The 16,432-nt window shown below is 38.8% G+C and carries 15 protein-coding genes and 1 tRNA gene; 3 read left to right on the top strand and 13 right to left on the bottom strand.

The genetic code is table 11. The annotated features are described in order from the left end of the window. Positions 1-104: 104 nt before the first annotated feature. From DWQ18_07425 to DWQ18_07415, 3 genes are all read left to right on the top strand, one after another. A complete protein-coding gene (locus DWQ18_07425) occupies positions 105-2,798 on the top strand; it encodes a fibronectin type III domain-containing protein (protein ID RDJ32999.1) in 2,694 nt (897 codons plus the stop codon). A 66-nt stretch (positions 2,799-2,864) separates the two neighbouring features. Continuing rightward, complete coding sequence (speB, locus tag DWQ18_07420; GenBank protein ID RDJ33435.1) at positions 2,865-3,716, top strand: agmatinase; 852 nt, start codon at positions 2,865-2,867, stop codon at positions 3,714-3,716. After that, the gene (locus DWQ18_07415; GenBank protein ID RDJ32998.1) at positions 3,713-5,284 is read left to right on the top strand and encodes an aldehyde dehydrogenase family protein; all 1,572 of its coding nucleotides are present in this window, start codon (positions 3,713-3,715) and stop codon (positions 5,282-5,284) included. Before speB ends, DWQ18_07415 begins: the two co-directional genes overlap by 4 nt. On the opposite strand, the gene DWQ18_07410 is transcribed toward DWQ18_07415, so the two are convergent. From DWQ18_07410 to DWQ18_07350, 13 genes are all read right to left on the bottom strand, one after another. Beyond that, entirely contained in the window at positions 5,266-6,117 is an 852-nt protein-coding gene (locus tag DWQ18_07410) for a proline dehydrogenase (GenBank protein ID RDJ33434.1), read from the bottom strand. The two genes, DWQ18_07415 and DWQ18_07410, sit on opposite strands and share 19 nt — an antisense overlap. Positions 6,118-6,164: 47 nt before the next feature. Continuing rightward, positions 6,165-6,812 (bottom strand): hypothetical protein, encoded by a 648-nt coding sequence (locus tag DWQ18_07405; GenBank protein ID RDJ32997.1) that lies wholly within the window; start codon positions 6,810-6,812, stop codon positions 6,165-6,167. A 29-nt stretch (positions 6,813-6,841) separates the two neighbouring features. Beyond that, on the bottom strand, positions 6,842-7,996 hold the full coding sequence (locus tag DWQ18_07400) for an NADP-dependent malic enzyme (protein RDJ32996.1): 1,155 nt from the start codon (positions 7,994-7,996) through the stop codon (positions 6,842-6,844). A gap of 313 nt (positions 7,997-8,309) precedes the next feature. Continuing rightward, positions 8,310-8,404 (bottom strand) — tRNA-Glu (locus tag DWQ18_07395). Positions 8,405-8,474: 70 nt separating this feature from the next. Further along, on the bottom strand, positions 8,475-8,852 hold the full coding sequence (locus DWQ18_07390; protein ID RDJ32995.1) for a ketosteroid isomerase: 378 nt from the start codon (positions 8,850-8,852) through the stop codon (positions 8,475-8,477). A gap of 40 nt (positions 8,853-8,892) precedes the next feature. After that, complete coding sequence (locus DWQ18_07385; GenBank protein RDJ32994.1) at positions 8,893-9,150, bottom strand: hypothetical protein; 258 nt, start codon at positions 9,148-9,150, stop codon at positions 8,893-8,895. A gap of 89 nt (positions 9,151-9,239) precedes the next feature. Continuing rightward, on the bottom strand, positions 9,240-9,896 hold the full coding sequence (locus DWQ18_07380; protein RDJ33433.1) for a flagellin: 657 nt from the start codon (positions 9,894-9,896) through the stop codon (positions 9,240-9,242). Between the two features lie 201 nt (positions 9,897-10,097). After that, a complete protein-coding gene (locus DWQ18_07375; protein ID RDJ32993.1) occupies positions 10,098-10,418 on the bottom strand; it encodes a hypothetical protein in 321 nt (106 codons plus the stop codon). Between the two features lies 1 nt (position 10,419). Further along, positions 10,420-10,737 (bottom strand): hypothetical protein, encoded by a 318-nt coding sequence (locus tag DWQ18_07370; GenBank protein ID RDJ32992.1) that lies wholly within the window; start codon positions 10,735-10,737, stop codon positions 10,420-10,422. A gap of 760 nt (positions 10,738-11,497) precedes the next feature. Continuing rightward, positions 11,498-12,364 (bottom strand): PEFG-CTERM sorting domain-containing protein, encoded by an 867-nt coding sequence (locus tag DWQ18_07365; GenBank protein ID RDJ32991.1) that lies wholly within the window; start codon positions 12,362-12,364, stop codon positions 11,498-11,500. A gap of 42 nt (positions 12,365-12,406) precedes the next feature. After that, positions 12,407-13,975: a DNA topoisomerase I gene (locus DWQ18_07360; protein ID RDJ32990.1), complete on the bottom strand. Its 1,569-nt coding sequence runs from the start codon at positions 13,973-13,975 to the stop codon at positions 12,407-12,409. A gap of 70 nt (positions 13,976-14,045) precedes the next feature. Continuing rightward, positions 14,046-14,876, bottom strand: coding sequence for an SDR family NAD(P)-dependent oxidoreductase (locus DWQ18_07355; protein ID RDJ32989.1), 831 nt, complete (start codon positions 14,874-14,876; stop codon positions 14,046-14,048). Between the two features lie 12 nt (positions 14,877-14,888). Then, entirely contained in the window at positions 14,889-16,202 is a 1,314-nt protein-coding gene (locus DWQ18_07350; protein ID RDJ33432.1) for a PQQ-dependent sugar dehydrogenase, read from the bottom strand. Positions 16,203-16,432 lie beyond the last annotated feature (230 nt).

Here is a 16,432-nt window from a genome sequence, read left to right as displayed (position 1 = left end):
CTTATCTTAAGAACAATTCCTTGGGTGTGCCTTAACTTAATTCAATCACTAGTTCTAAAATAATTAATTCGAAGCTATCTAAACGCCGCCTGTAATGACTAATCGTGAATTTAGCAATTTTTGCACTATTGGCGTTTGGCCTTCTAGCTCTAGGCCTAAGTGCGTCTGTATATGCGGCGTCTGAGCCTGATCCTCCAAAAAACCTCCTAGCAGATGACGTGTCTCCTACGGCAATTGACCTCTATTGGAGTGCTCCCAACGATGATGGTGACTCTCCGATCACTGGATACAAAATCGAGTTCAAAATCGTTCCAGACGGGTATAATGTTCTAGTTGCAAACACCGGCTCAAATAGCACCTTTTACTTCCACAGTGGATTACAAACTGGTAAAACCTATGTTTATCGTATTTCTGCAATTAACGCAATTGGTACAAGTTTGCCTTCTTCTGAAGCAGTGGCTACTACTTCTACATCATCATCTCCACCTCAACACGTTCCGCCAAATCCCCCAACTGATCTTACTGCAAATGACATGTCACCTACACAGATTGACCTTACATGGAAAAAACCCTCAGCCAATAATGGCCCACAAGTAACTGGTTACAAACTTGAAAAAAAGTCAAACTCTACATCATATTCTGTTCTTGTAAACAACACGGCATCCACTAGCTATTCTGATACTAGCGTAGTAACTGGAACTACATACACCTACCGAGTATTTGCAATAAACTCTGTTGGAATTAGCAACTCTTCTGCAACTGTATCTGCAAGTACATCTGAAGCATCTGCACCCCCTGTTGAGGAACTTGCTCCTAATTCACCAAGTGGATTGTCTGCATTACCTGTGTCTCCAAGTGAGATAACACTTAGCTGGAATAAACCTGCATCTAACAACGGGCCGCCTGTTACAGGATACAAGATTGAAGTAAAATCTGGAACTGGTTCATACAATGTGTTAGCAGATGATAATGGTCCAAAGAGATTCTTCAAACACACTGGTCTTAACACTGATACAAAATACACATACAGAGTTTATGCAATAAACTCTGTTGGATTAAGTAGTGCATCACCTGAAAGTACAGCTCAACCAAAGCATACTTTTGTTCCAACTCAATTGATTGCAACAGATGTCTCCCCAACACAGATTGATCTTGAATGGCAGGCACCTTCACAAACCTATGGACAAAGCATTGTAGGATACACCATCCAGGAAAAAATCACAACTGGAGTTTATCAAACTATAGAGCAGACGAGTGATAAAAATACACGCTATTCTGTGACGGGACTTGAAACTGACAAGACCTATACCTTTGTAGTATTTGCAAGATATTCACTTGGTTCAAGTGATCTATCCGCAGAAGCATCTGCAACTCCTACCTCCGCATCAAAACCTCCTGTAACTGACACCGTTCCTTCTCCTCCAAGAAACCTAAAGGCTGCTGCAAGCTCACCAATTCAAATTGACCTTACCTGGGATGCTCCAATCAATAATGGTGGAACTGATGTCACTGGGTATAGAATCGATGCCAAAGTTGGTGCTGGTTCTTACTTTACTCTAGTTCAAAACACAGAGAGTTCCGTTAGGGCCTTCTCACATCCGGAACGTGAGCCCGGAACATCTTACACCTACAAAGTTTATGCAATAAACTCTGTTGGGACAAGTGCAGCATCAAATAGCGCAACAGCAACACCTAGCTCATCATCTATACCAAAAATTTCTGGAACTACTCCATCTCCTCCAACTGCATTAGAAGCTGTCTTGTCTTCACCGAACCAAGTTACGCTAACATGGAAAGTACCCACCATAGATGGTGGAACTGAAATTACAGGATACAAAATAGAATCAAAGACTGGTTCAGGAGCATTTGTAATGCTATCACAAAATGCAGGAACGAAAACAAATTACACTCACTCTGATCTAAAATCATCTACAACATACTCGTATAGGGTTTCAGCAGTTAATGTAATTGGCACAAGTAACCCATCAAATCTTGTAACAATAACAACAGAGTTTATTCCAAATCCTGATCCAACAAAAAGAATTCCAGGATTTCCTGACCCCACAAAGGATCCTCAATACTATGTAGAGCGATATCAAAATGAACCAGAGTACAAAGCTTGGTTTGATGAAAACTTTCCAGACTTTACCATCTATGAAGTAGTTGGATTACCTGAGCCGTCAACTGATCCTTTAACAGTCATTCCAGGATTTCCAGATCCTGAAGTTGACCCACAGTATTATGTAGATAGATACAATGAAGAAGAATCATACAAAGCTTGGTTTGATAAAAACTTCCCAAATCATACTATCTACGATGTAGTAGGTGCAGAGCCTCCTCCAGAACCAGAGTTTGGAGTATGTGGTCCTCAAACCACTTTGATTAATGGTACTTGTGAAAAGATTTCAGATAACACTGCAGGCGGTGGTTGTCTTATAGCAACTGCAGCATATGGAACTGAGATGGCACATCAAGTACAGTTCCTCAGAGAAGTAAGAGACAACACTCTACTATCCACTGAATCTGGAACATCATTTATGACTGGATTCAATGGTATCTACTACTCCTTCTCACCAACAATTGCAGACTGGGAAAGAGAAAACCCAGCATTCAGAGAGGCTGTAAAGGCATTCATCACACCAATGGTCTCCACACTTTCAATAATGACACTGGCTGACCAGGGCTCTGAAGAGCAAGTGTTACTGCTTGGAATATCTGTCATTGCATTGAACCTTGGAATGTACATTGCAGCACCTGCAGTAGTTGCAATCAAGGTAAGAAAGCACATCTTATCTTAACTTTGAGAATCATGATTGGGATTTGGGATATAATTAAAACCCAAATTCAGGTATTGTATGCCATACATGGATGAAATCTGCTGGGCAAATACTGAAGAATTTGAAGATGCTGAATTTGTCATTGTAGGCATACCTGATGAATCCCAATCTCACGCACTCCGAAAGGGCACTGAAGAAGCCCCCTATAGAATTAGGCAGATTTCAAATGAGCGTGATTCTTTTGAGCGGAGCGGGAAAACTTCGTTAGGACGTCCATTTACTGGTAGTACCAAGAAGGTTTTTGATCTTGGAAACATCACAAGAGTGGAGATTGATGAAACATTTGATAAAATCACTTCTTCCTCAAAAATTCCAATATCCATTGGTGGGGATCACTCTATCACTAGACAAATTATTCATTCCATGGCAAACCGCTTGGAAAAATTTTCATTAGTATACTTTGATGCACACCCTGATTTTGTAAGCTCTACTACAAACTATTATGGTTCTGTTGTAAATGATGTAATTCCAAACATTGATGTTGATTCAAGCATTCAGATAGGAATTAGAACCCCAGAACAAGAAGAACTTGATAACATAAACAAATACAACTTGCAAGTGATAACTCCTTTTGACATTCAAGAGCAAGGCATAAAAAAAATCACAGAATCTGTTTTGAATAAAATTGGAAAGAACGTGTATGTCTCATTTGATATGGATTGCATAGATCCTGCGTTTGCACCTGGGGTTTCTGTTCCAGTTCCAATGGGTTTGAGCAGCACGGATGCCATGTATATTTTAAAAGCAATTGCAGCTAAAGGTATAGTTGGAATGGATATAATGGAAGTATGCCCAAGTTTTGATGTTAAAGACAGAACATCACATCTTGCATCTCGAATTATCTCTGAAGTTATTTACTCATCAGGTGACACACAATGACTGAATTTGAAAATGAATTTACTTGGGGAAAGGCAGTGCAAAATAATTCTACAAATGAGTTTCATGCAAATTTTGACAAAGCAATAGATGAAGTACAAAATAATTTTGGCAAAACATATCCCATGATAGTAAATGGCAAAGAAATCTTTTCTGATTTTTGTTTTAACGTAAAATCTCCTGCAGATACTAGAATCTTAATTGCAAAATTTCCAAAGGCTTCCATTGAGGATGCCAAATCAGCCATTGCTTCAGCAAAAGAATCCTTTGAAAAATGGAGCAGTACCTCATACCAAAAAAGAGCCGAGATCTTTAGGGACTGTGCAAACATCTTCTCAATGGAAAAGTTTTCTTTGGCTGCACTCATGACATTTGAGAACGGAAAAAATCGCCTTGAAGCAATGGGTGATGTTGATGAGGCAATCGATTTTATGCGATTTTATGCCTACCAACTAGAAAAAAATGAAGGATTCTGCAAGCCCACATTTCATCCCAATCCTAATGAAAAGACACAAACCGTTCTCAAACCATTTGGAGTGTGGGGTATTATTGCTCCGTTTAACTTTCCATCTGCAATTGCAATTGGAATGACTACTGGTGCGCTAATCACCGGTAACACTGCAGTGCTAAAACCTGCAAGCGATACACCGTTATCATCATACAAATTTGCAAAAATTATCTTCCCAAAACTTCCTGCAGGTGCAATCAACTTTTTGACTGGTTCTGGAAGCGTTGTTGGCAAGACACTGATTGAGAGTCCAGATGTTGATGGAATTGCGTTTACTGGCTCACGCGAGGTTGGCATGTCTGGATTTAAGGAATTTACAAAATCATCTGCAAGACCCTTTATCTCAGAGATGGGAGGAAAAAATCCTGTAATCGTAACAAAAAATACTGATTTGGATAAAGCAGCAGATGGTGTATTGAATGCCGCATTTGGTTTTGGAGGACAAAAGTGTAGTGCATGTTCCAGAGTTTACGTGCAAAATGAAATTGCAGATCAATTTGTTTCTAAACTTGTTGAAAAAACAAAAAAGCTAAAGATAGGAATGCCTTGGCAAAAAGAAGTATTTCTGGGACCAGTAATTAACCAAGATGCAAAATCAAAATTTGAAGATGCTGTAAATGTTGCAAAAAAAGATGGCCAAGTACTTGCTGGCGGTTCTGTAATTAATGCTATTGGTCTTGAGCACGGATATTTTGTAGAGCCGACAATTGTAACTAAACTTCCTGAATCCCACAAGCTAATGAAAGAAGAACTCTTCTTACCCTTTTTGTGTGTTCAAAGATTTGAAAACTTTGATGATGCAATAAAACTTGCAAATCAAACAGAGTATGGCCTTACTGCAGGAATTTTTAGCAATGATCAAAAACAGTTAGATGATTTTTTCTCAAAGATTCAAGCAGGTGTTGTTTATGCTAATCGTTCTGCTAGCGCAACTACAGCTGCATTAGTAGCTAGTCAGCCATTTGTAGGTTGGAAAAATTCCGGTTCTACAGGTAAAGGTGCGGGTGGAGAGCAATACCTGCAACAGTTTATGCGTGCCCAGACTCAAACCCGCTGTGACTGAATAAGCGAGCTTCCCAAAAGCAAAATGTTTCGTTTTCTCTCCTTGATTCTTCTAATGGAATATGGTAGCCAGTTTGTGCCATAAGGAATATAGTCTGAAACAACAAATTTTCGCTTTATTAGGCCTGGCTTTATGTCGTCTCGAATTCCTCTAAGCATCTGAAATTCAAATTTTTTAGGGTATCTTTTTGATAAACGCTCTACCTTTGATATTATTTTTCCATCATGTGTTGCAACACCAAACTCGTTACCATTTTTGAAAAGAATCCTTACAAGTCTCATGAAATTTTTATCAACATCCTCTTTTGCCTTGAATGCAATCTTTGCATTCTCACTGTATGCTCCCTTTACTAGACGTATCTTGGCACCTATCTCGATTAAATTTTTTAGATCATCTTCAGTTCTCTTTAGATTTGCCTGCAAAGCAATTCCCAATCTTTCATATTTTGAGAAAAAGGAATTGTATATCTCAATTGTCTCATCCGTGTGATCAGCTGATTCCATGTCTATCCAAACAAAGATGTGTTGCTCTCGGGCATTTTGAATAATCTTTTCAAAATTTTTATGACATTCTCTTTGGCTAATTGACAAACCTACTTGAGTGGGCTTTACAGAGATTGCTCCTCGAATATTCCACTTTCTTAATGAATTTGAAATCTTTTGGTACTCCTTTACAGTTGTAGAAATTTGGCTTTTTGATGTATGGTACTCTCCAAGCTTGTTGATGATAACATTTCGTCCATTCTTGTATGCATCCTTTGCAGAAGTTAAGGCATCATCGATTGTGTTTCCTGCTATCCACTGCTTTGCAAACTTGAAAAGTACTTTTTCCATTAATTGAATTCCAAGTGACATCTACTGTAATTGGATTGATTAATTATTTATTTTAGTCCAAAAATTGGATGTGCAGCTTTTAGCTTTACCACAGGCAGATATGGATACCCGTGCTGAAACTTGTTTGTAAATTCCGCCTTTCCACCTTTATGCCCTGAATACTTTAGAAACGGAGCCGGAGGCTCATCGTCCTGCTCTACATAGTTGAAACAGAAAAACGTATCATCAAGATCAAACTTTGTAATGTATCCGATGTACCATTTTTTCTTTTTAGGAAATGCAAGCAGTGTGAATTCATAGTCTTCTGGCCATTCTGGGTCGTATGTTAGTCTAGCAAGGTCGCCTAACTCGTGTACTTTGATTGGCTTGAACTTGTCTTTTATTGTCTTTGTCAGCTTTATCGGAAAAGGTAACGAATCAAGCTCTACGATTGGAGCATAATTTCCTGCCCTTGTAATCTCATTTACAATAGAAAATGTCTCCTTTCCACCGAGAGGATCATAGGAGATGTATCTGCCATCTTTTTCTGATACTGTGAAAAAATGTAGAATTGACTTTGATAGAATCTTTCTAGTTGAAAAGATGTTCTTTTTTTTGTAAGAAAACTGGTAAACCCTTAGAGGATGCTCCCTCAGTGCGCACACATACCTTGCAAAATCTGCAAAACTAGCAGTCTCTACAAAATACTGGAACACCAATGCAGTGATTATTCAGTAATGTCTGATTAATGTTTGGCAGTCTTTAGATTCTTTAGAGACTTTGTTACTCTGTTTTGGATTCTCTTATCGCTAATATCTGGAATTATTCTCTCTAAAGACAACTCTTTTTGGGATAATGTCTCTGCAATGGCTAGTGAAGCACTGTATAGTACATCCAGTGTGATGTCTCTAATTCTAAGATCAAGCACTGCGCGCATAAAATATGGGAATACAAGTGCATTGTTTACTTGGTTGTTGTAATTGTACGAGCCGGTTGCAACTATCTTTGCACCTGACTGCTTTGCAAGTTTTGGTGTAATTTCAGGGTCTGGATTAGTAAGTGCCAAGATTATTGGATTCTTGCTCATCTTTTGCACCATCTCTTTTTTGAGCAAATTCTTTATTCCTGAAACTCCAACAAAGACATCTGCATCTATCAGACATTCATCAAGTGAACCTTTTACCTTTGGTTTTGTAATCTTTGCAATCTCTTTTTTGAATTTGTTTGTACTCTTTCTTCCCTGATAGATTGCACCTTGTGAATCAACTACAACTAAGTTTTTGCATCCTGCATGAGAGAATAACTTTGCAATCCAATATCCTGCAGAGCCAGATCCCACTATTACGATTTTGATGTTAGAAATGTTCTTCTTGACTAGTTTTAATGAATTAATAACTGCGGCCAATGCAACCATCGCAGTTCCTTGACCGTCATCATGAAACACGGGAATTTTTAACCTACTGTCCAACTCCTGTGCAATCTCTAACACTTTTGGAGATTCAATATCTTCAATGTTAATTGCACCAAAGACTGGCTCTATTGCAATTATTGCATCTATGATCTCTTTTTTGTTTGTAGTTGAAAGACAAATTGGGTATGCGCTAACGTTTCCATACTTGCGGTACAGCATTGCCTTGCCTTCCATTACAGGTAAGGCCGCATCAGGTCCAATGTTTCCTAACCCAAGAACTCTTGTTCCGTCTGTAACTATTGCAACATTGTTTGACTTTGATGTTAGTGAGTACTTTTGCTTTGGGTCTTTGCTAATTTCTTTGCAAACTTTGGCAACCCCCGGCGTGTAAATTATCTTTATGTCTTTTTGAGTAATCTTGTCTAGCTTGCTTTGGACAAAAATTTTTCCTCCTAGTTTTTTATGAAAAGCTATGGGATCCTTTACCAAGTACCTCTCTCATGATTTTTCGTCTAAATAAGAGGTAGCTACTGGTTCTCGTTCATTTTTTATTGAGTGCTTGAGTTGTAAAAAGCTAATTCCTTGCCTTATATTTGGGTCATTGATTGTAGCCCTATGTTCAAAAACATCTTTTCAAAACTGAAAAAAAACAACAAAGAAACAACTGAAAAAAAGGCAGAAAACTCTAAACAATAAGCAAAAAACTGTACAGTTTTAGTTCTAAGATCCTAACAAAAACCAATACCGATTTTTGGACATTCGTTCCGGTATGAGGATTATTTTTCTATGTGGTAGCTTGTAATGCCGGGGGTGGGTTTCGAACCCACGACCTCCAGATTATGAGTATTGCCTTCTTTGGAGAAGCTGGCACTCTAGGCCAGGCTGAGCTACCCCGGCATGAGATTATGCGTAAAATATTGCAAATTAAATGATTCTAAACCTCAAAAATGACTCAATTGCACTAATTCTAAAGATATTCCTGAATTTTTTTTGTATCAATATGCTGCTCAAACTTTGCAATCTTTTGTTCATGCAATGTGTACACGTGGCAGAAAGGAACTTTGCCTTCCTTTCCTGATTTGGATTTTACATGGTATTTTCCGAAAACTACTACTCTGTCCTTTCTGGCAAGAAATTCTTTTGGCAATGCGTGAAACTCACCAAAATTGGATAGCATCTTTGGAAAATAATCTTCCATTATTGCCTTGAATCCAACATATCTGCCGCCATTAGGCATGCCATTCATAGTAATCCACTCTATGTTGTCGTGGAAAAAGTCATTCAGTGAATCCTTCCTTTTGAAGGAATCATAAAATTTCTTTACGATTTCCTTATTTGATGACATCTTGCAAGAATTATCTCAATACATGGTATAATCCTTCAGATTAAAAATCACAAGGGTGGATGGACTCTGAATATTCTCGTGATTCATCATCTGTCAAAAGCGTCTTGTTAAACTCTACCAATCTGATCAAGTTTGAAAATGCCTGACATGGGCCATCAGTTGTGAACAAATCTTCGCATCTAGGGCATTGAATTATTGTATGCTTTCCCCAATCACATTCTACGTTTGAAATAATTTCAAAAATCACCATGTTCTCACAAGAGCTGCACTGTAAGGTCTTGTTCCGAATTTTTTCAATACAGTCTAGAACGCAGATTCATCTCCAAGTGAATATTGGCACTTTAGCTATGTATAGTTTTGATTATAATAAAAAGATGGAAAAACGATCTATCCCAAATCTACAACTGTTTTTGATAGTGTTGGAATGTCTCGCTCTACTGTTAGTGTTGCACCAGTTGAAAGAATTACTTCAACTCTAATTCTGTCTAGTGCCGCTGGTCTTTCTTCTGGAGTTGCATTACTGTCAAATCCAATTGCCAATGTTGCGTGCTCACCTTCATCTAGAATGGCATTTTGTGTTCCTCTTGAAACACTCCAGTATGTGAATGCATAAGTTCCAGATGTCAATGCTTGATCAACTGGGTTGTCTGCTGTTCCTAGTTCTGAAAATGCAGTAATTCCTGCATCAAAACCTCCTTCTAGACTTGTTGGTGTAGAAGCTGTTACTGCACCAATGTAGATATCATCGTATTCAATTGAATTGCTTAGATATCTTACTTGGATGTAGTTCTCATCGAGATTAACTACGTCTCCGCCTGATGCAATTCGAAGTGGAATTCCTGTTGCATTAAGGTATGGTGTTGTTCCACATCCCTTTGCAGATGTAGTACATGCTATGCCAGTTACTTTGCCTGCAACTTCTAAGCTACTTGATGCTTCATTCAATCCTGAGATGATTGCAGTCTTTGCATCCTGAGTAACTGAAAATCCAGAATTTAACACTACAAAAGCCAGTGCGGCTGCTACAACTACGAATGCAATCATTACGATAGCTGCTTCGACGCCTATGACTCCTCTATGTTTACTCCTAGTTGCTAGTTTCAATGTTGGGCCTACGTATGATGAGACTATATCTTAGTGTCTGTTTGAATAGGTTAAACATGACGTAACCATCTCATAAAGTATTACTATATTACATATGCTGTTGATGAAAATAAAAAAATAATAAAAAATAAAGAAAGACCCTTATCGGGTACTTTTTGCTCTTTTTGCAGCTTGTGTGAAAGCAGATTTTCTCTTTCTTGCTGATTTCTCAGCTTGTCTTGTTGCCTTCTTCAAAGACTTTACTTTGTTTAGTGCCTTTTGAAGTTCGTTCTTTCTCTTTCTGGCAACACTTTCTGCTTTTCTCTTAGCTTTGCTAGCTCCGCTACCTCTTGATGATCTTCGCTTTCCAGCAGTAGATCTTCTTGAGCTCTTGCGTTTTCCACCTGCAGATCTTCTCTTTCCACCTGCAGCTCTACGCTTTGTAGCTGTTCGTCTAGCTGATCTTTTTCTTCTTGCAGCCATGTTAAAACGCAAAGATCAAACGATAAAAGTAGTGCTTGTATAGTTTTTTTTGATAATTGACAACTTTATTTGTTAATTTTTTTTTGATTTTGATCATTTTTTCTTTTATTTCTTTGAAAAATAGAATTGTATAGTAAGCTTTAACTGCATAAAACCAACTAAAGTTGCGATCAAAACAACATGCGACGGTATGATGTTCAATGAACAATTTTGTTCTAATTTTGTCTGTAATGACACTAATGATTAGCTCAATAAGTGCTAGTGCATATGCATTATCAAGTAATGATGTTAAACCACAAATCTCATCAGGTGGAGATATCTATCGTGTCTCTAAAGTTCCAATACCTGTATCATTTGATGTAAAAGCTAGTGATTCAAATGGTGCATTGCATGTTCAGTGCGATAAGACATCAGGTTCAGTATTCAAGGTTGGCAAGACAACTGTTAGATGCATGGCAACAACATCCTCCGGTGATGCACTGAGAACTTCTTTTGTTGTAACTGTAGGATATGATATTGTGCAAATTCCAAACTGGTTCAAGCATACAACAAAACTCTGGACCTCCTCTAGCATTTCTGATCAAGAGTACATCAACACACTGCAGTTTCTTTTAGAAAAAGACATGATCAAAGTTCCGTTCTCAAAACCTCCAAAAGCACCATCTCCCACCGAAATTCCAGTTTGGATTAAATCAAACTCTGCAAAGTGGTCCTCTGATGGAATGACAAACGATGAGTTTTCAATTGGAATCCAATGGATGCTTGAGCGAGGAGTTTTGCATAATCAAAAGGGTAGAGTCTGATTGTTTGGAGTGGAAACAATGGTTACAGTCTGTTTACCGTGGGTGTGCAGAAACTACACACCAAACGTCTAATACTTTTTTTTAAAGCAAGAATTATGAGAATAGATTCATGCAGATGCTGTGGACTGACACTTTCTGTGAAAAAGTTTTGTGAAGTCTGTAGCCAGCCGCTTCATTTACAGTGTGATAACTGCTCCACATTTTCTGATGATCCTATTCATCTTTTATGCCAGCTACCGCGAATCAGCGCTGCATGATTTTGATAAATAAAAAAGATTAGAGTTTGGGCATACCAAACTTTGATTTTGCTGAAATCATAATGACTCCTGCTATTGCAATAATCATTATCACTGATGCAATTGCTCCAAATTCTGGAACAACACAAGTTCCGATAATTTCTATCTCTTCAGTTCCGCCTGCAAAGTTGATTGTAACTTGTCGCATGTTGGCGTCTTTGGTTTCTTCGAAGCTCTCTTCTTCACCGTCAACTAGTACAAACAGACTGTCATCATCTCCTGTACAACCACCTAGTCTTGCATCAAGAATTTCTCTTGGCAAGTCAACAACTATCTGTCCGTCACCTGTAGATGCAATCCCTAGAACCAGTGACTTTGCTTGCTCATCTGCCATAACATCAAGCAAAGTACCTCCTGTGATTACATGTTCAAGTGTAATCTTTGCAGGCTGTTTTGGTGTAGGTGTCGGGGCCGATACAGCTCCTCCTACTGTGAATGTGAATTCAGATGTCTGTTGCAAGTCTGGGTGACTGGCTACTACCTTGTATGCGCCTGACTTGAATGATGGTAAAGTTGGATGTATCAAATAGTTGAAGCTTCCATCTCCGCTTACCATCAAGTTAGGTGAGTAGATTAGTTTTCCAGTTGGGTCGTACACTGACAGGTTCACTCTCTTGTAAGACGTGATTCCTTCAGCTGTTCCAACTATCAGAATGCTGTCACTTGGGTTGATGTTTGTTTTGTATCCTGAAATCTCAATGCCTGGTGCGGCATAAGCATAGTTTACCGTGAAAACACCTAGTGTGAAAATTGCTAGCACAAACAAAACGCTTGTTTTCATATTAGACGAGACGTTCTTGGAGGTTATAAAATTTGGCCATGTTTTGCATCTAGAACCAATAATCATTTTCGTACTTGACTGAACAAGTTGAAAAAGAAGATAACCTTTCTAGTACTGCTGGGAGATGTCTTTCCACTTTACATCTGCACTTTTTACCCAAAGGAACTTTTTCTGCAATGCCGCTGTGTATAGCTTTTCCCACTCTGCGCCTACCTCATCTGTCCATGCCTTAAAGACTCTGGGATCGATATAGTTTCTCAATGATGTGCCAAGGTTGTAATCTTTGGTCTTCTCAGACAGGTCAATTTGCAGCTTTAATTTTTCAATTCGGTCTTTGAGCTTCTCTTTTTGCTTCTCTGTCTTTGGGGTGGATTCCTTTGCCTTCTTCAGGGTTTCCTTTTTCTTTTGCAGTGCAGTTTCGTAAGTCTTTGGAATAGTTCTTTTATGGTTACACATCTTTGCAGCCTCTAGGTTTGCCATCTTTGCGTGGTAAAGCTTCTCATTTGCTGATTTTGATTTTACATTATCATGATTTTTGAGGTAGCTGTTTACAACAGTTGATGCAAGATACGTTCTAAACACTTTGGCTGTTAATCCCTTCACTATGCTGGAATAGTATGCATTAACGTGTCTTGAGGTAATTCCATCAAAGATTTCATCTTTGGGTTTTTTGTTTGCAATTAATTTCTCCAAGTTATCGTAAAATTGCTTGTCCTGTCCTTCAGCTGGAACTGTCTCCTGCCATCTCACGCTGTCCTTTCCTAGAAAATCAAACTCTATTGCTTTTCCTGTTAGCTTGATGTGTTCTTTTCTTAGAGTGGTTGCACCAACGGTATCTGCTTCATCGGGATCCTTTTCATCTCCTACTCTCATTGCAGTTCTGTAAATAAGATAACACGCAGTTGCAATCCTGCTTAGTTTCGGATCCTTGCTCTTCATATCTTTGACAATGCTGTTCTTTATTTTCTCAATCTCCTTTGCAAGCTTTGTTGCCTTGTCGTACTTTGCTTGGTCACGTTCCTGTTTTAGTCCAGCAGTGTCTGCAAGCCAAACGTACTTTCTTTTTTGTGTTAAATCATCCATCCAGCTTGCAAGCCACATGGAATTTTGATCATGAATAATTTTGCCCCATTTACCAGGCGGTACCTTTGCATCCTTTCCTAGATTTAGTATGACATCTTCTGGAGTGACTCTCTTCTTCCACTTTCCTCTTAACGGATGCTCCCCTCTTCCAATAAAAATTCCTGGAGGCTCTGCCATGTAGTTTGCAACTTCAACTTCTTGCCCATCCATTACTGCCTTGCCGTACTTTTCTTTCATCTTTTCGCGGAGCTCTTTTCTTTTTGCAGCAAGTGATTTTTTTTCTTCCTTTGTCATCATCTCTTTGAGGTCTTTTTCTTTGTCTACAACTTTGAAAGCTTCTGAAAAGTCAATGTCCTCATACTTTATTCCTTTGAATTTAGGATCTAATGTCTTTGCAAAATCTGCTGTAAAGTTTTTCTGAAATACTTTGTCCTGAGCGTATGGCGTGTCTTTCTTCTTTGCCCACTGGTATATCATCTCCTCTTGGAGTAAATCAAGGCTAACCTTCTCTCCTTTGACCTTTATCTTGATTCCCTGAGACTCAAAGGCTGGAGGAAACAGTATTCCGTTATGTTGTAGTGTTTTCCATTTCATGATTTTTTCCCAAAATTGTAGACTTTGATAAATTCAGAATCTTGCGTATATCAATTTAACGTAGGTCTTGTCATGCCCCAAAGAGCTCTTTTTTCAAATAATTTTCAAACTCAATGTCTGTCTTCATCTTCTTTGCTTCAAGGAACATTGATGCATCATTGCCTACGACGTACCTTGGTAGTGGGGGGTTGTCTGATATTGCCTTGCTGATTGCCTTTGCAACCTCAATTGGAGGAGTGCCCATCTCTGCCATCATCTTAATACCTGCAATTACTTTGTGTGTAATCTCAGTGTATGGTGAATCTGCTTTTGGTTCTGTAACCTTCATTGAATCAAAAAAGTTTGTCTTGATTACACCTGGTTCGATGATGATTGTTTTTACACCAAACTGACCAAGCTCGTACCTCAAGCATTCGCTCAGTCCTTCTAGTGCAAACTTTGAGCTAATGTATGCAGGAGAACCTGGGAATCCAATCTTTCCTGCAACGGAGCTGATGTTGACGATAAATCCGTCACCCTGCTTTCTCATAATTGGTGCAACTTGTTGTATGAGCCTTATTATTCCAAAAAAGTTTGTCTCAAACTGTGCTTTGAATTCCTCGACTGATACATCTTCAAGAGAACCAAACAAGCCATATCCTGCATTATTTACTAAAATGTCGATTCTTCCTTTCTTCTTTAGGATCTCACTTACCGCCGATTCAATAGATTCTTTCTTGTCTACATCAAGCGCTAAAACCTCAACCTTTAGATTTTCTTTTTTAGCAATATCTAGAATTTTTTTACCCTTCTGTACATCTCGCATTGTGGCAAATGTAACGTATCCGTTTCTTGCAAGCTCTAGTGCGGTTTCATGACCGATACCACTTGAGCTGCCAGTTACAACTGCAACTTTTTCCATGATTCAAGGTATTTACTTTGACATATTTATCATGTGGTCATCAGGATGATGATCTGCTGCCCAGCCAATATCAATTAATTTTTGATAGCTGGATGTCTTCACACATGCTGGAACCCATCCGTTTGCTTTGAAGATCAACTTTCGTCCTTCATTGCACTGAATCATGTGGGGGTCCACTCCTGAATCCATCTGTTTTTTTGGTGTTGCAACTTGTTCGACTGATGTCTTTTCTACTATGGGGACAATTCTGAGAATTCTATCATCATTTACCGCAGGTCCTCCTCTTCCATCTCTGTTGCTTGTCAAAATATACAGATGTCCGTCAGGGCCAACGCTTGCATCTCGTAGTCTTCCAAACTCTCCCGAGAATAACGCTTCACTTGATAGAACAGCATTATTTTGCAGATCAAAATCTATCATTCGAAGATGTACTCCTCGAAGTGTAGCCACAAAAAACTTTTCACTCCACTCTGAAATTTTATCTGATTTGTAAAACGCTGCTCCTGATGGCGCCCAAGTTTCATCTCCTGTGTGTAGTATTGGGGAAACAAATTTTTCATCTGCCTCATCACCAACTATCTCTGGCCATCCATAGTTTTTGCCTGGCTCTATCACGTTTACCTCATCGTGTGCAAATCCCCTCTCCCCTGATGGTCCGTGTTCTGTAGCCACAAGATTTCCAGAAGAATCCCAATCAAGACCTTGGGGATTTCGGTGTCCGAGTGAATAGATAAGCGAATCCTCAAACGGATTGTCTTCGGGAACGCTTCCGTCTGAATTAATTCTTAAAATTTTTCCTGCAAGAGAATCCATCTTCTGTGAGCGACTGTAATCTGATGCATCACCAAGTGTAACGTACAGTTTTCCATCCGGACCGAACTTTATCCTACCGCCATCATGCCATGGTGCACCTGGAATCTTGTCTAGCAAAATAAATTCATCATAAAGTATGTTATCTGATTCTGTATAACGAACAACCTTGTTGTACGTGTTTAAGAAATCATTGTATGTGTAGTAAAGATATACGTAATGATTCTCACTAAAATTTGGATCTAACGCAATACCAAGTAAACCGCCTTCTGTTCCTGCAACATTTAGTGTTAGTACCGGTTCTGAATTTAGAACTCCGTCTTCAATTACTCTTACTTTGCCAACTCTTTCAGTAAAGAAGACTCTGTCATCTGGTGCAAACGCAATTGCCCAAGGAACTTCAAGATTTTCTGCAACTGTTTCCACCTTGACTCCATATTCGGGAAATTCCTGCGCATAAGATGTTGGAATAATTACAATCAGCAGTGCTGCAAATATTAAGAAAATTCCATTCATGATGTAACTCTCTTCAACAACAATATAATCTTGAAGCATTTCTTTTAGGTGTAATATCGGACAATTTCTTTCAATCGAGGCTGAAAATCAGGGGATCGTTTTTATGCAGTTAGAAAAAATTGCATGCTGGGAGCATGGGTGGAATGGAGAAAGAATTATCTCAAAAAGAAAAAGAAGAGCTAAACTCTAGAATTCTCAAAGCTTGTAAAGAAGATCCAGGCCACACAAAA

This window comes from Thermoproteota archaeon, assembly GCA_003352285.1.
Classification (GTDB): Archaea; Thermoproteota; Nitrososphaeria; order Nitrososphaerales; family Nitrosopumilaceae; genus PXYB01.
This window is presented reverse-complemented; position numbering and strand designations above follow the sequence as displayed.

Coding starts and splice junctions, on each gene's coding strand:
- speB (RDJ33435.1), top strand. CDS start 2,865: ATGGATGAAATCTGCTGGGCAAATACTGAAGAATTTGAAGATGCTGAA.
- DWQ18_07415 (RDJ32998.1), top strand. CDS start 3,713: ATGACTGAATTTGAAAATGAATTTACTTGGGGAAAGGCAGTGCAAAAT.
- DWQ18_07410 (RDJ33434.1), bottom strand. CDS start 6,117: ATGGAAAAAGTACTTTTCAAGTTTGCAAAGCAGTGGATAGCAGGAAAC.
- DWQ18_07390 (RDJ32995.1), bottom strand. CDS start 8,852: ATGTCATCAAATAAGGAAATCGTAAAGAAATTTTATGATTCCTTCAAA.
- DWQ18_07380 (RDJ33433.1), bottom strand. CDS start 9,896: ATGATTGCATTCGTAGTTGTAGCAGCCGCACTGGCTTTTGTAGTGTTA.
- DWQ18_07375 (RDJ32993.1), bottom strand. CDS start 10,418: ATGGCTGCAAGAAGAAAAAGATCAGCTAGACGAACAGCTACAAAGCGT.
- DWQ18_07365 (RDJ32991.1), bottom strand. CDS start 12,364: ATGATTATTGGTTCTAGATGCAAAACATGGCCAAATTTTATAACCTCC.
- DWQ18_07360 (RDJ32990.1), bottom strand. CDS start 13,975: ATGAAATGGAAAACACTACAACATAACGGAATACTGTTTCCTCCAGCC.
- DWQ18_07355 (RDJ32989.1), bottom strand. CDS start 14,876: ATGGAAAAAGTTGCAGTTGTAACTGGCAGCTCAAGTGGTATCGGTCAT.
- DWQ18_07350 (RDJ33432.1), bottom strand. CDS start 16,202: ATGAATGGAATTTTCTTAATATTTGCAGCACTGCTGATTGTAATTATT.